This is a genomic window from Rhodoferax sp. OV413 (genome assembly GCF_945881795.1).
In the GTDB taxonomy this organism is placed as follows: domain Bacteria; phylum Pseudomonadota; class Gammaproteobacteria; order Burkholderiales; family Burkholderiaceae_C; genus Allorhodoferax.
In genome coordinates this window covers 1-16894 of sequence record NZ_CAMCVG010000053.1, presented here as the reverse complement: position 1 = coordinate 16894, position 16894 = coordinate 1, and the positions used below count along the sequence as shown (strand labels likewise).

The 16894-nt window shown below is 57.3% G+C and carries 20 protein-coding genes and 1 tRNA gene; 10 read left to right on the top strand and 11 right to left on the bottom strand.

Going from position 1 to position 16894, the window contains the following annotated elements:
* Positions 1 to 285 precede the first annotated feature (285 nt).
* From Q0O05_RS08050 to Q0O05_RS08030, 5 genes are all read right to left on the bottom strand, one after another.
* A tRNA-Arg gene (locus Q0O05_RS08050) sits at positions 286 to 360 on the bottom strand.
* A gap of 64 nt (positions 361 to 424) precedes the next feature.
* A complete protein-coding gene (locus Q0O05_RS08045; RefSeq protein WP_293661931.1) occupies positions 425 to 1633 on the bottom strand; it encodes a VWA domain-containing protein in 1209 nt (402 codons plus the stop codon).
* A 26-nt stretch (positions 1634 to 1659) separates the two neighbouring features.
* Positions 1660 to 2256, bottom strand: coding sequence for a GNAT family protein (locus tag Q0O05_RS08040; RefSeq protein WP_293661930.1), 597 nt, complete (start codon positions 2254 to 2256; stop codon positions 1660 to 1662).
* Positions 2257 to 2258: 2 nt separating this feature from the next.
* Positions 2259 to 2483: a hypothetical protein gene (locus Q0O05_RS08035; protein WP_293661929.1), complete on the bottom strand. Its 225-nt coding sequence runs from the start codon at positions 2481 to 2483 to the stop codon at positions 2259 to 2261.
* 5 nt (positions 2484 to 2488) lie between these two features.
* Positions 2489 to 3343 carry a MoxR family ATPase gene (locus Q0O05_RS08030; protein ID WP_293661927.1) on the bottom strand — a complete coding sequence of 285 codons (855 nt, stop codon included), beginning with the start codon at positions 3341 to 3343 and terminating at the stop codon, positions 2489 to 2491.
* Positions 3344 to 3463: 120 nt separating this feature from the next.
* Here Q0O05_RS08030 and Q0O05_RS08025 point away from each other — a divergent pair, with 120 nt between their 5' ends.
* Positions 3464 to 4129 carry a c-type cytochrome gene (locus Q0O05_RS08025; protein WP_293661925.1) on the top strand — a complete coding sequence of 222 codons (666 nt, stop codon included), beginning with the start codon at positions 3464 to 3466 and terminating at the stop codon, positions 4127 to 4129.
* Positions 4130 to 4192: 63 nt separating this feature from the next.
* On the opposite strand, the gene Q0O05_RS08020 is transcribed toward Q0O05_RS08025, so the two are convergent.
* Positions 4193 to 4660 carry a hypothetical protein gene (locus Q0O05_RS08020; RefSeq protein WP_293661923.1) on the bottom strand — a complete coding sequence of 156 codons (468 nt, stop codon included), beginning with the start codon at positions 4658 to 4660 and terminating at the stop codon, positions 4193 to 4195.
* Positions 4661 to 4797: 137 nt separating this feature from the next.
* On the opposite strand from Q0O05_RS08020, the gene lplT reads away from it, so the two are divergent.
* Positions 4798 to 6054, top strand: a complete 1257-nt coding sequence (gene lplT / locus Q0O05_RS08015; protein ID WP_293661922.1) for a lysophospholipid transporter LplT — start codon at positions 4798 to 4800, stop codon at positions 6052 to 6054.
* Between the two features lie 132 nt (positions 6055 to 6186).
* Positions 6187 to 7401, top strand: a complete 1215-nt coding sequence (locus tag Q0O05_RS08010; RefSeq protein ID WP_293661920.1) for a glycosyltransferase family 1 protein — start codon at positions 6187 to 6189, stop codon at positions 7399 to 7401.
* Here the strand turns inward: Q0O05_RS08010 and asd are convergent.
* Complete coding sequence (asd, locus tag Q0O05_RS08005; RefSeq protein ID WP_293661918.1) at positions 7345 to 8226, bottom strand: archaetidylserine decarboxylase; 882 nt, start codon at positions 8224 to 8226, stop codon at positions 7345 to 7347. The genes Q0O05_RS08010 and asd overlap by 57 nt on opposite strands.
* Before the next feature lie 235 nt (positions 8227 to 8461).
* On the opposite strand from asd, the gene Q0O05_RS08000 reads away from it, so the two are divergent.
* Positions 8462 to 9937: an aminotransferase class III-fold pyridoxal phosphate-dependent enzyme gene (locus tag Q0O05_RS08000; protein ID WP_293661916.1), complete on the top strand. Its 1476-nt coding sequence runs from the start codon at positions 8462 to 8464 to the stop codon at positions 9935 to 9937.
* A gap of 37 nt (positions 9938 to 9974) precedes the next feature.
* On the opposite strand, the gene Q0O05_RS07995 is transcribed toward Q0O05_RS08000, so the two are convergent.
* Both Q0O05_RS07995 and Q0O05_RS07990 read right to left on the bottom strand, forming a co-directional pair.
* Positions 9975 to 10589: a hypothetical protein gene (locus Q0O05_RS07995; protein WP_293661915.1), complete on the bottom strand. Its 615-nt coding sequence runs from the start codon at positions 10587 to 10589 to the stop codon at positions 9975 to 9977.
* Between the two features lie 119 nt (positions 10590 to 10708).
* Positions 10709 to 11143, bottom strand: a complete 435-nt coding sequence (locus Q0O05_RS07990; RefSeq protein ID WP_293661913.1) for a DUF1841 family protein — start codon at positions 11141 to 11143, stop codon at positions 10709 to 10711.
* Positions 11144 to 11199: 56 nt separating this feature from the next.
* On the opposite strand from Q0O05_RS07990, the gene Q0O05_RS07985 reads away from it, so the two are divergent.
* Complete coding sequence (locus tag Q0O05_RS07985) at positions 11200 to 11817, top strand: ParA family protein (protein WP_293661911.1); 618 nt, start codon at positions 11200 to 11202, stop codon at positions 11815 to 11817.
* Between the two features lie 11 nt (positions 11818 to 11828).
* Positions 11829 to 12284, top strand: coding sequence for a MaoC family dehydratase (locus Q0O05_RS07980; RefSeq protein ID WP_293661909.1), 456 nt, complete (start codon positions 11829 to 11831; stop codon positions 12282 to 12284).
* A 42-nt stretch (positions 12285 to 12326) separates the two neighbouring features.
* Here Q0O05_RS07980 and Q0O05_RS07975 read toward each other — a convergent pair whose 3' ends face one another.
* On the bottom strand, positions 12327 to 12794 hold the full coding sequence (locus tag Q0O05_RS07975) for a tRNA (cytidine(34)-2'-O)-methyltransferase (protein WP_293661907.1): 468 nt from the start codon (positions 12792 to 12794) through the stop codon (positions 12327 to 12329).
* 11 nt (positions 12795 to 12805) lie between these two features.
* Complete coding sequence (locus Q0O05_RS07970; protein WP_366519047.1) at positions 12806 to 13360, bottom strand: ComF family protein; 555 nt, start codon at positions 13358 to 13360, stop codon at positions 12806 to 12808.
* Positions 13361 to 13559: 199 nt separating this feature from the next.
* On the opposite strand from Q0O05_RS07970, the gene Q0O05_RS07965 reads away from it, so the two are divergent.
* From Q0O05_RS07965 to Q0O05_RS07950, 4 genes are all read left to right on the top strand, one after another.
* Positions 13560 to 14447, top strand: coding sequence for a biotin synthase (locus Q0O05_RS07965; RefSeq protein WP_293661903.1), 888 nt, complete (start codon positions 13560 to 13562; stop codon positions 14445 to 14447).
* A 145-nt stretch (positions 14448 to 14592) separates the two neighbouring features.
* Positions 14593 to 15069 carry a DUF2244 domain-containing protein gene (locus Q0O05_RS07960; RefSeq protein WP_293661901.1) on the top strand — a complete coding sequence of 159 codons (477 nt, stop codon included), beginning with the start codon at positions 14593 to 14595 and terminating at the stop codon, positions 15067 to 15069.
* A 57-nt stretch (positions 15070 to 15126) separates the two neighbouring features.
* Positions 15127 to 16311 (top strand): cytochrome c oxidase subunit II, encoded by a 1185-nt coding sequence (gene coxB, locus Q0O05_RS07955; protein ID WP_293661899.1) that lies wholly within the window; start codon positions 15127 to 15129, stop codon positions 16309 to 16311.
* Positions 16312 to 16353: 42 nt separating this feature from the next.
* On the top strand, positions 16354 to 16894 hold a 541-nt coding region (locus tag Q0O05_RS07950), incomplete at its 3' end, for a cbb3-type cytochrome c oxidase subunit I (protein WP_293661897.1).

Sequence of the window (16894 nt, the reverse complement as noted above, 5' to 3'; positions counted from 1 at the left end):
CTGCTGGAGCCCATAGGATACATTCCCCCTGCCGAAGCTGAAGAAAACTACTATCGGCAACTTACCAGTCAAACCGCCACAACGGAATGACTTAACCCAACGGGCCTCCTTTAAACCCGGGGCGATTCATGCTGCTCGCAGGCCTGGGTTTGATAGGCACCATAGCGCGTCGCCGCAAAGCCAGTTCCGCTGCATAAGCAAGCCTCATCTTGCAAACGACAACGGGGGCTTTGGCTCCCGCTTGTTTTTGTGGAGTCACATCCGAAGGCTTTCCAGCCAACTGAATGGTGCCCCCGACAGGAATCGAACCTGTATCTGCCCCTTAGGAGGGGGCCGTTCTATCCATTGAACTACGGAGACGCGCCGGGGAATTGTATCGGCCTGCCCCCAAGCGGCGCCCTTGCCATGCCGCCTCTGCGGCGGCTCACTTTGTCAGGTGGCGCATGGCCTCGTCCAGGCCTTGGAGGGTGAGGGGGTACATCTTGTTGTGTACCAATTGTTGAATGACGGCGATGCTCTGGCGGTATTGCCAAACGCCTTGCGGCTCGGGGTTGATCCAGGCGAATTTGGGGAAGGCGTTCATCAGCCGCTGCAGCCATTCGGCGCCGGCTTCTTCGTTGTTGTATTCGACGCTGCCGCCGGGTTGCAAAATCTCGTAGGGGCTCATGGTCGCGTCGCCCACGAAGATCAATTTGTAGTCTTTGTTGTACTTGCGGATGATGTCCCAGGTGTCAAACTTCTCGGCAAAGCGGCGGCGGTTGTTCTTCCACATGAAGTCATAGACGCAGTTGTGGAAGTAAAAAAACTCGAGATGCTTGAACTCGGTGGTGGCCGCGCTGAAAAGCTCTTCCACCCGCTGGATGTGGTCGTCCATGGTGCCGCCCACGTCCATCAGCAGCAGCACCTTGACCTTGTTGTGCCGCTCCGGCCGCATTTTGATGTCCAGAAAACCCGCGTTGGCGGCGGTTTTGTGAATGGTTTCGTCCAGGTCGAGCTCTTCTTCGTGCCCCTCGCGGGCATATTTGCGTAGCCGGCGCAACGCTACTTTGATGTTGCGGGTGCCCAGCTCCTGGGTGTCGTCGTAGTCCTGGTAGGCGCGCTGGTCCCAGACCTTCACGGCGCTGCGGTTGCGGCTCTTGTCCTGCCCGATGCGAATGCCTTGCGGGTTGTGACCGTAGGCGCCGAAGGGGGAGGTGCCGCCGGTTCCGATCCACTTGCCGCCGCCTTCGTGGCGTTCTTTCTGCTCGTCGAGCCGCTTTTTAAGCGTCTCCATCAGCTCGTTCCAGCCCATGGCCTGGAGTTTGGCCTGCTCTTCTGGAGTGAGGAACTTTTCGAGGTTCTTGCGCAGCCACTCTGCCGGCAGCTCCTTGCTGAAGTCGCTCAACAGCTCCACGCCTTTGAAATACGCGCCAAAGGCGCGGTCGAATTTGTCGTAGTTTTTTTCGTCTTTGACCAGCGTGGTCCGCGCGAGGAAGTAGAAGTCGTCGATGCTGTAGGCACCGGATTCGCTGTCTGCAGGTGAAGTGTTCGGGCCGACCACACCTTTTTGCAGCGCCTCGAGCAGGGTGAGGTACTCCCTGACAGAAACCGGTAGCTTGGCCGCGCGCAGGGTGTAAAAAAAGTCCAGCAGCATGGTAGGGAGGGTGGGAAAGCGGCCGCTCAGGTGCGCGGTTTGTCTAGCAGATGAAGCAGGTGGACCTTGACCTCCGGCCACTCGCCGCTGCGCAGGCTGTACATCACCGTGTCGCGGATGGTGCCATCGCGGCGCAGGGCGTGGCCACGTAACACACCATCCTTGCTGGCTCCCAAGCGCTCGATGGCCGCCTGGAATGCGAAGTTGAAATTGTCCGTGCGCCAACCTACGACATGGCAGCCTAATGTTTCAAAAGCATGCGTCATGAGCAGCAGTTTGGCGGTGGTGTTGACATGGCTGCGCTGCACGCTCTTGGCGTACCAGGTCCAGCCGATTTCCAGGCGTTTGATGGCGGGGACGATGTCGTGGTAGCTGCTGCAGCCCAACACCTTGCCGCTCGCCGCCTCGGTCACGGCAAAGGCAAAGCGGTGGCCGGATTCGCGCATGGCGAGCGCGTCTTCGATGTACTTGCGGGTGTTCTCAGGCTCAGGCACCGAGGTCACGCGGATATTCCAGAGCTCACCGTCGGCGGCAGCTTCGCGCAGGCCTGTTTCGTGTTCCAGCGACAGCGGCTTCAGGGTGACGCCACGCGCGTTCAGGGTGACCGGCTCAACCCATGCCATGGTCAGGGCTCATCCTGCTTGCTTTCGCGGTTACGCCATTTGCGGGCTAGTTGGAGCCCCAAGCCACCGCCCAAGCCCACCAACACGATGGCACCCACGCTGGCATTGCCGTAGCCCGGCGCGAACAAATCAAGACCCAGCAGTTGGCCTCCCCAAAAGCCGAGCAGCGAACCGCCCACAAAGCCGACGGCGTCGGAAAGCCCTTCTAGGAATGGATTGGGTTGCATAGTGTTTAGCGGTTGTGGCGTTGCATGAACATCAGTTTTTCAAACAGGGTGACGTCCTGTTCGTTTTTGAGCAGGGCGCCGATGAGCGGTGGCACGGCCGTGCTTTCGTCCTTGCTGTGCAGGGCTTCCAAGGGGATGTCCTCTGCCAGCAAAAGTTTCAGCCAATCCAGCAATTCGCTGGTGGACGGCTTTTTCTTGAGGCCGGGCAGGCCCCTGACAGCAAAAAAAGTCTTCATGGCGGCGCTCACCAGCTCGCTTTTGAGTCCGGGGAAGTGCACGTCCACAATGCGCTGCATGGTGGCAGCGTCAGGGAACTTGATGTAGTGGAAGAAGCAGCGGCGCAGAAAAGCGTCCGGCAGCTCTTTCTCGTTGTTGGAGGTAATGAACACCAACGGACGGTACTTCGCGCGGATAAGTTCCCGCGTTTCGTAGCAATAAAACTCCATGCGGTCGATTTCTCGCAGCAAGTCGTTCGGGAATTCGATGTCAGCCTTGTCGATTTCATCAATCAGCAGCGCCACCGGCTGCTCGGCGGTAAACGCCTGCCACAGCACGCCTTTAACAATGTAGTTGTTGATGTCCCTGACCCGCTCGCCGCCTTCAATGTCCGAGAGTTGCGAGTCGCGCAGGCGGCTGACCGCGTCATATTCGTAGAGGCCTTGCTGCGCTTTGGTGGTGGATTTGATGTGCCACTGCAGCAAGGGCATGCCGAGTGCACCTGCCACCTCTTCGGCCAGCAGGGTTTTGCCGGTGCCGGGCTCGCCCTTGACCAGCAGGGGCCGCTGCAGCGTGATGGCAGCGTTGACCGAAAGCATCAGGTCCTGCGTGGCAACGTAGTTTTCGGTTCCGGTAAATTTCATGGCAAAAAACGTCTGGCGGGTGGGTTGATGACGATCAACCGGGGGCTGTCGGCAAGAGGCTTGTCGATATAATGAAGCGATACAACCACCACTTCATCACTCTGTGATTGTCCTCGCAAAATGAACAAATTTCTCTTGTCGGTTTCCGCCGCACTTGTCGCATCTGTGACCGTTTTTGCTGCTCATGCTGAGGGCGTTAAGGGTGACGCGCAAGCTGGCGCCAAGAAAAACGCCATGTGTATCGGCTGCCACGGCATCGTGGGTTACCAGGCCAGCTTCCCCGAGGTGTACAAGGTCCCCAAGATCTCCGGCCAAAGCGGTCCGTATATCGCAGCGGCCTTGAACGCATACAAAAAAGGCGAACGCAAGCACCCCACCATGAAGGGAATTGCGCTCACCCTGACCGAACAAGACATTGCCGATCTTTCCGCTTTTTATGAAGCCAGCGGCGTCGTGGAAGGCGCTCCTGTTTTGGCGAAAGCAGCTGCCAGCTCTGAGCGGATGAACGCGCTGCTGGCTAAGGGTAACTGCGCTTCCTGCCACGGCGAGTCACTGAGCAAGCCGATCGATCCGAGCTACCCCAAAATTGCGGGCCAGTACAGCGACTATTTGTACGTGGCGCTCAAATCCTATAAAACCGAAGGCAACGCCAACATTGGCCGTGGTAACGCCATCATGGGCGGCATCGCTAAGCAGTACAGCAATGCCGAGCTGAAGGAGTTGTCCAATTACATCGGATCACTGCCTACCGACCTCAAGGTCGTGCCCCAGAGCCGTTTCAAGTAAGGCCTGTTGCGCACATGAAAAAAGCCGCTCGTTGAGCGGCTTTTTTGTTGCCGGCCTCGGGGGTCAGCAGCGAGCTGGGTAGATTGGTATAACGGGTTTGGCTCCCGCCACGACAAAATAGCTCGGGCAGCTGTAGCGCTCTATGTCTTCTCGGTGCAGTGGAAAAGACCCGCAGTTAGATGCCTTGCGAAAAGGGGAGTGGTAGATGCCGCATTGAAACTTCTCCGGCCCGGCAGGCTCGAGGAACATGCATTCATGGTTCATGCAGCAGTTGCCGCACTGCACGCATTCGCCTTCAATGTGCTCTGGAACTTGCTGCACACGCCCGGCGACATCCTGAAAGTAATGGAGCGCAGGTCCTTTTTGCATCGCAGCAATGTGCCGGCGGGCTTTTCGCACCGTGCCTGTGTAGTCCAGCACATAGCGCTTACGCCAAAAAACCAGGCTCGCTAATACCGGCGCAATAGGAACCAGAGCGTGAGCACTGAAGATAAGAGCACCAGCCGCCCAGCGGGCAAATCGTTGTCGCAAAAGCCTTCCCCTCTTCTAAGAGTGGGCGATGCTAGGTATGCATTGCGGCAAAACGGTGACACCCATATTTCACATAGGGTGTCACCGAGTCTTCATATGCTCGGGTCAGCATGCTCGGCTTGAACTTTCACTGACCCATGAACGCCACTTCCAGCTCCATGCCACGGGCGTTTTACGTTTTGCTCGCGGTGCAGTTTGTTTCCACACTCGCCGACAACGCTTTTCTGATTGTCGCTATTGCGCGGGTGCTGGAACTGGCAGAGGCAGATTGGCGTATTCCCCTCCTCAAAATCGGCGCCACGGTTTTTTACGTGGTTCTGGCGCCATTTGTGGGACCGCTGGCGGACGCTTTTCCCAAGGGGCGGGTCATGGTTGCATCCAATGCGATGAAGGTATGCGCCATACTTTTGCTGCTGGCTGGAGTGGACCCGCTGTTTGCCATCATCGTGGCGGGCTTAGGCGCCGCGCTGTACGCGCCAGCAAAGTACGGTTTGATGACGGAATTCCTGCCGCCCAGCGATCTGGTGCGCGCGAACGGTTTCTTTGAAGGGGCCACGGTCAGCTCCGTCATCATAGGTACCGTGGTGGGCGGATTCTTGATTAGTGCGTTTCTTCCTGTTTTGCATTGGCCCGCGCAGTGGCACAGTTTTGGTGCGCCCGATACCGCGCTTTTGGCTGGCATGCTGGTCTTGTTGGGCTTGAATGCCCTCGCCATGGTCGTGTGTTTTACCATCCCCGACAGTGGGGCCCGGTATGCACGGGATTCCATTCACCCCCGGGCCCTCACGGCGCGATTCTGGCGAGAGAACTCACTCCTGTGGCGCGACGCTGTCGGCGGTATGTCGATGTCGGCAACCACCGTCCTCTGGGGTGTGGGGGCCACCTTGCAGTTGATAGTGTTGCGCTGGTCAGACGAGTCCCTGGGTCTTCCATTAGAAAAAGGGGCGTACTTACAGGGCGTGACCGCCTTCGGCGTCGTAGCGGGGGCCATGCTCGCCAGCCGCTTCGTGGCACTGAATCATGCGGCCCGCCTGCTGCCGATGGGCCTGGTGCTCGGGGGCATCATTCCCTTAATGCTTGTGGTGGAGTCTGTTCCGGCGGCCGCTTTACTCATGGTGGCGGTGGGCGCAATGGCAGGGTTTTTTGTGGTTCCCATGAATGCGCTGCTCCAGCACCGGGGCTACACGCTGCTCACTTCAGGCAGGTCGATTGCGGTCCAGGGCTTCAATGAGAACGGCGGCATGCTGCTGATGCTAGCTGTCTACGCTGGTGCCACTGCGATGCAGTTGTCCCTCAACGTGTTGGTGTTCGGCTTCGCAGGACTTGTCAGTCTTGCCATGGTGATGGTATGTGTTTCTTACCGGGAGCATTGGTTGCCGCGTAGCGCAACTTAAGAGACGCGAATTTGTCACAAAATTTTCATCACACTGTTACTAAGGCTCAATAGTCTCAGTCGTGTGAAAAATTCTGACGACCTCCTTATTGAGTCCTTCGCGCCGCAACTCTCGAGTCTGCGGGTTACGGTGGTGACCGAGACTTTTCCTCCTGAAGTGAATGGTGTCGCCATGACCTTGGGCTGGCTGGTCAACGGTATGCTTAAAAAGGGGCACTCGGTTCAGGTGGTGCGCCCCAGGCAGTCCCGTGAACAGGCGGGCGTCCAGCAGGACGGGCTTGATGAGGTACTCTCTAAAGGGGTGCCACTCCCCTCCTACGGTGAGCTGCGCTTTGGTATGCCGTCGAAGAACCGCCTTTTGAAGCTGTGGGCGGAGCGCCGTCCTGACATCGTACATGTCGTGACAGAGGGTCCTTTGGGGTGGTCGGCAGTCGCAGCGGCCCGCAAATTACAGTTGCCCGTGACCAGCTCGTTTCACACGAATTTCCATAGCTATTCGCAGCATTATGGTATCGGCCTGCTTAAAACGCCTATCGAGTCGTACCTCCGCAAGTTGCACAATCGCACCCAGGCGACCATGGTCCCGACCCGCAGCATGATGAAAGACCTCACCGCGCGCGGTTACGAAAACGTGACTTTGCTGTCGCGCGGAGTGGCTCTGGAGCAGTTCGGCCCGCAGCATCGCTCCGAAGCATTGCGCAGCCAATGGGGCGTAAAGGCCGACGAACCGGTAATCCTGTTGGTGGGGCGACTCGCCAAGGAAAAGAACGTGGGCCTTGTGGTCGCTGCTTTTCGTGCCATCAAGGCCCGTGTGCCTGATGTAAGGCTGGTGTTTGTGGGCGACGGTCCGCTGCGAAAGGGTCTGGCAGAGGCCTGCCCCGAGGCAATTTTTGCGGGTGTGCAAAAAGGTCAGGATCTTGCTGCCCATTACGCGTCCGCGGATCTTTTTCTTTTCCCCAGCATGACCGAGACGTATGGCAATGTGGTCCCTGAGGCTATGGCAAGCGGACTTGCGGTGGTCTCCTACGATTGCGCCGCTGCGCTGGAGCTGATTGAAGACGGGGTGAACGGGCTGCTCGTTCCCACCGGCGACGATGTTGCCTTCGTGAACGCGTGCGTCCAGCTTGCGACAGACTCTGTCCGGGTTACCGCCTTTCGAGCATCTGCAATTAAAGCAGTGGCCGATCGGAGCTGGGACGCGGTATCGGACACCTTTTTGCAGACCCTGCGGTCGGTATTGGAGCGCCACGGGCGACCGTTCGCCTCGGCCGCCACTGGCAAGCCTTACGACTCAGGCGTGCCAGCGAAGGAGCGCCTGGCCCATTCGCACGCGCGTTCCGAGCTCTAGGCCTTCGCTGAGAGCAAAGCCTTTGGGCGCCAGCACAATCACGGTGGAGCCATGCTGAAACCAGCCCATCTCCTGGCCTCGCGAGAATGTGGCGCTGCAGGCGATGCGCTCAGGTCCTTTGTATTTCACATGGAACAAAACGTCCAACCAATGCAGCCGGATGCTGGCCACCAATACAGCAGCAACCGGCACCAAGGCAACGCGCTTTCCTTGCAGAGGACCGGCGCCATTGAGCCGCGTGCCGATATAGGCGCGTTCGTTCTTGCAAAAGAGCTTTTCCACGCGCTTCAAGGCAATCGGGTTGACGTTCCAAGTGTCGCCCGAGAAGTAGCGCACCTCATCGACTGTGCAGTCATATGGGGCGTGAAAGCGGTGGTACATGCTGGAGGTCAGGCGCAGGGTGACAAAGCTTCCGTCACGCCACTCTTCAATGTCCGCGTCCTTGCCCAGCAGGTCTTCGAGGGTGTACGGAAAGCCTTTGGCCTGAAAAACCTTAGTCCCCTCTATCGCTCCACTCGCCCCGACAATGGCGTCCACTGGACTGGTCATGACCATGGCGTCTTGGGTAATAGGGCGGGCGCCATCTTTGAGCTCACGGGTAAAGCAGTCGTGCATGCTGGTGAACTCGGTTTTCTTCGCTTCGCTCAGGTCGAGTTCGCTAAAAAATTTCCAGATACCAATTGAGGCGTTTTTAACGAAAGGTTGTTCTATCTTGCTGAACCAGCCCATGAATCGGGTCAAGGCTTGACGGGGAATTCGGTTAGTAAGCAGGAAGTTAAGGTCTTCCTGGTTCAGGATGTTTTGGATCTGTGCTCGTAATGACATGGTGATTTTTGTTGGTCGATAAAGTTGTATTGAAAGGCAGAACGTTGTGAATGAAACTCTAGAACTCCAGTCTATGTTGCTGGCAGTCGTTGGCAGTGCCGCAGCATTTGCTGCTCTGCGCAAAATCAAAGCGCGTGCTGAATTGTCGCTTGCTAAGCACCGGTCTTTGGCCGGCCACCCGCGTACCGCACGCCGTTTGGCGGCTATGTTGCCGAGTTATAGCTACGACGATCAAATGGTATTCGCCGTGGATGGCGCGCCGGCTGAAGTCGTAGCGAAGCGGAAGGCGGCCTTTGAGTCTATGGTGGCCGAAATCGGGCAGCGCTTCCCCAAGACGCTGGCGGCCGGGGCTTCAGTTATTGATGGCCTCTCGGACATGCAATTCGTGAGTGCCTACCGCGTGCCCTACCAATTCAAAGCCATGGTGAAGAAGGGGCTGAAGATCGGCTCTTTCCTGCAATCGTCGTCCGGTGTGACGGTGACTGACCTTGACGGCAACACCTTTATGGATTTGACCGGCTCCTATGGCGTCAACTTGCTGGGTAACGACTTCTACAAGAGCTGTATTGACGAAGGCAATGTGATTGCCCGCGATCTGGGCCCCGTGCTGGGTGCTTACCACCCTGTCATGGTGGACAACGTGCAGCGCCTTAAGCGCGCATCGGGGATGGACGAGATGTCTTTCCATATGTCCGGCACGGAAGCGGTGATGCAGGCCGTGCGCTTGGCGCGCTACCACACCGGTCGCAACAAGGTCGTCCGGTTTTGCGGGTCGTACCACGGCTGGTGGGGCGATGTGCAGCCAGGCATCGGCAATCCGGTTGCCGCTAAAGATACGTTCACCTTGTCGGAAATGGGCGAAGGCACCTTGCGGGTTTTGCGCTCGCGTAAGGACATTGCCTGTATTTTGATCAACCCCCTGCAGGCCCTGCACCCCAACATGGCGGCGCCAAGCGACTCGTCGTTGCTGGATGGATCTCGCAAAGCCGGCTTTGATAAACCTGCCTACACCGCTTGGTTGAAGACCTTGCGCGAGATTTGCGATGAGCGCTGTATCGCCCTGATTTTCGACGAGGTGTTTGTGGGCTTTCGCCTCGCTCCCGGCGGCGCACAGGAGTATTTCGGTGTCCAGGCAGACCTCGTTACCTACGGTAAAACGTTGGGCGGCGGCTTGCCGATCGGCGTGCTGTGTGGAAAGCACGAATGGATGCGCCGCTTCCGCGACGGCTCTCCTGCTGACATCTGCTTTGCGCGAGGAACCTTCAACTCGCACCCTTATGTGATGGGTGCGATGAACTCGTTTTTGCGCCAGCTGGAGACCCCAGAGATTCAAGCCAAGTACCATGACTTGGATGGGGTGTGGAACCGAAGGGCGGAGCAACTGAATCAGGCCATGCAGGCCGCAGGATTCCCCGTGAAGGTTGCCAATATGTCGTCTATCTGGACCGTTACATACACGCAACCGGGTTGCTACCACTGGTTGTTTCAGCACTATTTGCGTTTGCAAGGGCTGGCTTTGAGCTGGGTCGGCACCGGGCGCATGATTTTCAGCTTGAATTTCAGCGATGCGGACTTTAACGAAGTAACCCGCCGGTTTGTGGCGGCGGGTCAAGAGATGCAGAAGTCAGGCTGGTGGTGGACCGATGGGACTCAAACCCACAAGACCATCAAGCGCCGCATCCTGCGGGAGATGGTGGCCGCCAAGTTCTAGCCCCTCCGGGGGGGGGCCGGAACCCGGCGGGTTCCGGTCAGCTTGGAGCGTGATCCATGTTGCCGCGGGGTTCAATCAGCTCGCCGCGCAGCAGAGCCAAAGGGGCCTTGTAGTAGAGCTTGATGTCATGGAAGGGGTCGGTGAGGATTTTTGTCATCCAAACCAAACCCGACATCACGTCTTTAATGAAGAACAAGTGCACGGTGCGGAAAACCAAACCACCTGCACCAATAGCCAGCCAAAGTTCGCCGGTGTTGTGCACGAAGGTACCGAAATCTGTGCTCATCTCGTAGTAACCGAACAAAGTGGGGTCAATCCAGAGCATCAGAGGGGCGGCTGCCCAGATGGCCAAAAGCACCACCTTGCGCTTCAGGTTGTAGCCGACTTTGATCTCTTCTTTGTATTCGTGCGTTGCTTTGTTGACTTCGTCATAGCCCAAGGGCTCAAAGAAGAAGTGGCCTGCTTGACGCGAAGTCATGGACACCAGCCATGCAACCAAAGCAGCCAAGGCCGGGTCTTTGAAGAGCAAGGCGTAGGAAACGACGAAGCTAATGGCGCTCACCAGGTGCAAAGACTGGTTAATGCGGCTGTGGTGGTAGTAGCGATGGTCATCCCAGCGCTGGATCTTGAGTTGCTTAAAAAATTCCTGCATGTGAGGTGTCTCCAATAATCGGAGTCGGAATCGTAACTTCACATGATGGCAAAGTCGTGACAGCTAATGTGACGTTTCGGTGAAAACATCGGTGCTGGCCGATTCAGCGGCATCAAGTTTCAGTCCTTGGTTGCATGCCGCTGGATGCACGCAATGTAGGAGTCTCCATCAGGCGGGCTACCGGTGCGTTGACTTTCCCACAGCATAGTACCGAGGCAGTCCATTGCTTCGTGGTGCGCCTGGTGCAGAGAATTCCGCTTGTTGGTAAGCAATTCAATCGCCTGTCGGATGCCGCGAGGCTGATCGATGCTGCATTGCTCGCTGATCGACAAATGCATGCTCAAGTGAAGGAACGGGTTCACCCCTCCTGGCCGCGCATCGTACACGGTCGCCAGCGCCTTCTCAACATCCCCGAAGTCGCCGTGGTATTCAGCATGCTCGTCCATCCACTGCGACGCTATCATTTCAATAGCTTCCAACGCATAACCAGCGCGCGCTTTGGCATAAACAGAGCAAAAAAATCGACGTACGTCTTCTTGAGATGGGTTCAACATGAATCAAGATTAGCATGACGCTAATATGAGAGCGTTGAACAAGCGGAGGTTTCGGTATGCCCGTGGTTGTTGTAGCTAATCCCAAAGGGGGTGTTGGCAAATCCACCTTGTCTACCCAGATTGCTGGGTATTTCGCCTCTCAAGGGCACTCGGTGATGATCGGCGACGCCGATCGCCAGCATTCGTCTCGCTTGTGGCTCGGCCTGCGCCCACCGTCTGCACGACGGGTGTCGGGTTGGGATGTTTCGCCAGATGGCATCGTCAAGCCCCCAAAAGGAACCAGCCACATTGTGCTGGACACACCAGCGGGCTTGCATGGCAAGCGACTCAAAGAAGTGCTCAAGATTGCGACACATTTGGTCGTCCCCTTGCAGCCGAGCGTTTTCGATATTTTTGCGACTAAGCCGTTCCTCGATGAATTGGCTTCGAGCTCTCGGGTGGATAAGTTCAAGGTTGGCATCGTCGGCATGCGAGTGGACGAGAGAACGAGATCGGCGGAGCAGTTACAGCACTTTGTCGGCGGTTTGGATATCCCGGTGCTGGGCTTCGTGCGGGACACCCAAAATTACGTGCAGGTCACCGCCCGCGGGCTTACTATCTTTGATGTCGCACCCGGCAAGGTTGAGCGCGACCTGCAGCAGTGGCAATCGATTTGCCGCTGGTTAGATGCTTGAGGGGTCCCCTGATGAAGACTTTTGACACCCTTGCGGAGCTCTCCGCACAGGTCGGAACGACCATCGCGGTCTCGGATTGGCTGCTGGTCACGCAGGAGCAGATCCGGTTGTTTGCACAAGCCACCGGCGACCAGCAGTGGATTCATGTCGATCCCGAGCGGGCCGCCAAGGGGCCATTCGGCACGACTGTTGCCCACGGGTTTCTCACGCTATCGCTGATTCCCCAGTTTTTGGAGTCCAGCCTTGCCATGGGTGATGTGCAGATGTCAGTCAATTGCGGCTTGAACAAGGTGCGCTTTGTTGCACCCGTTCCGGTTATGAGCCGCCTACGGGCCCACTTCAAATTGCTGGCGACTGAGCTATTGGAGCGCGGGGGCGTTCAACAGATCTGGGAAGTCACCGTAGAAATCGAGGGCCATAAAAAACCTGCTTGCGTCGCGGAGCTCGTCTTGCGGCAGTACGTCTAGATTCGCGCCTTCCAGCCGGGAAAGCTATTTTTGACACGCCGGTTATGGCGTCGTGAAACTGTTCTGGCGCCAAGCTTCGAACACTGTCACCGCCACCGCATTGGACAAGTTGAGGCTGCGTTGCCCGGCCAGCATGGGCAGCCGCAAGCTGCGCTCTGCGCTGAATGATGCGCGGACCAAGTCAGAAACCCCCTTGGTTTCCGATCCGAAAACCAGCCAGTCTCCGGGCTGGAATGCGACCTCAAAGGGACTGCGGGTGCCACGTGTGGTGAGGGTGAAAAGTCGTTCGGGGTCGGGGCCCGCGTCGGATAGAAAGCTGCCCCAGTCGGCGTGCCGCTTGAGCTCTGCGTATTCGTGATAATCCAGCCCCGCCCTTCGCATGTGCTTGTCGTCCATGGAAAAGCCGAGTGGCTCCACCAGATGCAGCGTGCAACCTGTGTTGGCTGCCAGCCGGATGACATTGCCCGTATTTGGAGGGATTTCGGGTTCAACCAAGACAATATGGAACATCTCCTGATTGTCTATGGTTGCGTGTCCCCCCGGGCTGTACGGGCAAACACCAATGCGGTGATGTGGGCAGCGCCAGCCCGCCTCAGGGCCTGTGTCGCCGCCGCCAAAGATGCACCACTGGTCATGACGTCATCCAGCAGCACCACCTTTTTGCCGGCAATTCGTTCCCGTTGAAACGGATCAACGGCGAAAGCACCCTGAACGTTGCTCTGGCGGTCTTTGCGCGGCAGGGAGCTCTGCGGCGCGGTGTGGATGACACGCAGTAGCGCGTGATGCAGCGTTTTGTGTGGGCAGAGCTGTCGCGCCAGAAGAGTTGATTGGTTGAACCCTCTATGCCTAAGGCGCTCCGGTGCCAGGGGCATGGGGAGTACGACATCTGCGTCGTCTAAGGCAGGCCCCACCAAGGGCGCGTTGTGCATCAGGCCGGCGAAAGCGTGCGCCCATGCTGCGTTCTCGTGAAACTTGAATTCCGCAATGAGGGTGTCCCAAGGGTAGGCATAGTCCACCACTGCCAGTGCACGATCCCAAGGCGGCGGATTTTCGGCGCATGCCCTGCAGCTGATCATTGCATTGGGCAACTTCAGAGCGCAGCCCGGGCACCGATGGGCGGGTTGGGCGAACGCCTGAATGCAGTGTTCGCAGACGGAAGTAGAAGGCCACGCGCCGCAAACCGCGCACACGCTGGGCGTCAAGCGACCAAGCAAGCGAGAGAGGTTTCCGAGCATGGGGCCAATATACTCCCGCAGCTTTGCTCCACACCGGCCCATGACCACGCATATCCCTCCCAGTATTGACCCCGTCGCAGCCGCACGCTGGGCAAGTGCACCCGCCTCAACCTCTGCGCCATGGCTGCACGACGAAGTGGCACGGCGCATGGAAGACCGCCTCCAATGGATCGTGCGTAAACCGGCGTCCTGGTTGGATTGGGAGCCCTCAAAAGGCGGATTCGACGGCCATGAGAGCGTCCGCAAAAGGTATCCCGCGGCCAAGGCGGTGGTCGTGGAGCCTACGGTGCAGCGAACAAATGTGAGCAAAAAGGCGCTCACGCCGGCGTGGTGGCACCCCGGGAGATGGCTGAGGCCTATCGGTATTGGATTGCCGACTATGCCGGTCGAGATGGTGTGGGCCAACATGGCTCTGCACATGGCGGCAGACCCGCAGGCCGTGATTCGCCAGTGGAATGAAGCCTTGGTGGTGGACGGCTATCTCATGTTTTCTTGTCTCGGGCCGGACACCCTGCAGGAAATACGGCGGGTCTATGCCCAAGCAGGCTGGCCTGCACCCCATCACCACTTCACAGACATGCACGACTGGGGAGACATGCTGGTGCAAGCTGGATTTGCCGAGCCAGTCATGGACATGGAACGCATTACCTTGAGCTACTCGTCAGCAGACGCTCTGCTGCAAGAGTTGCGTGGTCTGGGGCGCAATCTTTCTGTGGATCGTTTCGCGGGCCTTCGGGCTCGCGGATGGAAGCAACAACTCACGAAGCGCTTGAGTGAGGGGCTTGCTATTGAGCAAGGAGGAGGCCGGCTCTCGCTCACCTTCGAAGTGATCTATGGGCACGCATTCAAGCCCCGGCCGCGTCTTTTGGTCAAGCCGCAAACCGTTGTGCCGCTGGGCGCGATGAAGTCCGCGTTGAAAAGCAGATAAAACCCTACGTAGTGCTGCGTGTAAGCCGGTTTCTGAAGCCGATCACGTCTTGGGCTGTCATACAATAAAGACCGAAAGAGCTAGGGTTTACCCATTGTGGCCGGAGTCAACCTTTGGGGCAGGCATCTAAATTCAGTGAAGACACATGATGAATTCGACACTTCGCTTTGCGACAATTGAAGGAAATCAGGTCCGTTGGTCACTCAGGCGAAACTGTTCTGTAACGCCTTTGCAGCTGATGTGGGTCTTTTTGTCGTTAAGCGGCGTGTCCACGGGGATCGGTTTTTTCTTCTGGATGCAAGGCGCGACCTTGGTAATGCCTTTCGCAGTGCTGGAGCTTCTTGCTTTGGGCGGCGCTTTTTGGATGTATGCGCGGCATTCGACGGATGGCGAACACATATCCCTCGAAGATGGTCGCCTGGTCGTGAAGCTCGAGTGCGCTGGGAAGTTTGAGACGGCCGAGTTTCAGAAGATGTGGGTCAGGGTGGAGCCCGTCGCAGATGATTCTTCGTTAATCGAGTTGTCTGAGCGGGGCAGAACTGTAAGAGTCGGGCGTTACATTCGTCCAGAGCTACGGCCGCAGCTGGCCAGGGAAATTCGTTCGGCCTTGCGTGCGGCTTAGGCCGGCGCGCAATTCCGGTCCGTTGAATTTATTTTGGGGCATCAACAAGTGAGCGAGATGAAGAACACAACGAACAAAGCGACGTCCATCCTGTGGGCGGCGATGGCATTTGCTGGATCAGCACTTTTTTCCCAAGCCCACGCGGTGAACGACCTGCCGGGCGGCCCTGCAGTGAATCAACTGAACTTGGCGCCAGCGGTGACAAAGATTGCCCAAGAGCAACAGTGGTTGCACTGGTTCATGCTGATTGTTTGCTCAGTGATCTTTGTGGCGGTGTTCGCCGTCATGTTCTATTCCATCTGGAAGCACCGCAAATCTGTGGGTCACAAGGCAGCGACCTTCCATGAGTCTGTCACGGTGGAAATTATTTGGACAATCGTGCCTTTCATCATCGTCATCTTGATGGCGCTTCCTGCGACCAAGGTGGTTGTTGCGATGAAAGACACCACCAACGCCGATCTGACAATCAAGGCCACAGGCATGCAGTGGAAATGGGGCTATGACTACATCAAGGGCGAGGGCGAAGGCATCGGCTTTGTATCTACTTTGGACTCTGAGCATCGTGCACTTTCTGATGCGGGCGGTCCCAAGAAAGGCGAGTCTATTGACAACTATTTGCTGAAGGTCGATGCGCCTCTGGTGGTGCCTGTCGACAAGAAGGTTCGCATCATCACTACCGCAAACGACGTCATCCACGCATTCATGGTGCCGGCTTTCGGTATTAAACAAGACGCCATTCCCGGCTTCGTGCGGGATACATGGTTCCGTGCTGAAAAAGTTGGCGATTATTACGGTCAATGCGCTGAGCTTTGCGGCAAAGAACACGCTTACATGCCCATCCACGTCAGGGTGCTGTCCGCTGAAGACTACTCAGCTTGGGTTGTGGCAGAGCAGAAGAAGCTTGCTGCCAAAGCAGATGACCCGTCTAAGGTCTGGGCCTTGAACGACATCGTCGCCCGTGGTGAAAAGGTTTATGCCCAGAACTGCGCGGCTTGCCATCAGGCGAGTGGCAAAGGTGCAGGGCCCATCAAGGCCTTAGATGGCTCGGTCGTTGTCTTGGATGCCGACAAGAGCAAGACAATCGCGATTTTGTTGAATGGCCAGAACAATGGAGCAATGCCTGCTTGGAGGACGCTAAGCGACACCGATATCGCTGCCGTCATTAGCTACACCAAAAACAATTGGTCCAATAAGACTGGCCAGTTAGTGCAACCCTCAGACGTTCTTGCTTTGCGCAAGTAATGCTCACCCCGCAAATTTAATAAAACTACGAAGGAACTCACCATGAGCGCCGTACTAGACCACCACGATCACGCCCACGACGACCATCACCATGCCCCCACAGGCTGGCGCAGGTGGGTGTACGCCACCAACCACAAGGACATTGGCACCCTGTATTTGTTGTTTAGCTTCACAATGCTGATCGTAGGTGGCGTACTGGCTTTGTTGATTCGCGCTGAACTCTTTCAGCCTGGGCTACAACTGGTGAACCCGGAGTTGTTCAACTCGCTAACCACAATGCATGGCCTCATCATGGTGTTCGGCGCCATCATGCCCGGCTTCGTTGGCTTTGCGAACTGGATGATCCCTTTGCAAATCGGCGCCTCGGACATGGCTTTCGCTCGGATGAATAACTTCAGCTTCTGGCTGATGATTCCCGCGGCCCTCATGCTCGTTTCGTCCTTTTTTGTTCCAGGTGGAGCGCCCGCTGCGGGATGGACTCTTTATGCGCCTCTCACCCTTCAAATGGGCCCATCGATGGACGCAGGTATCTTCGCGCTGCACATTCTTGGTGCCTCATCGATCATGGGCTCCATCAACATCA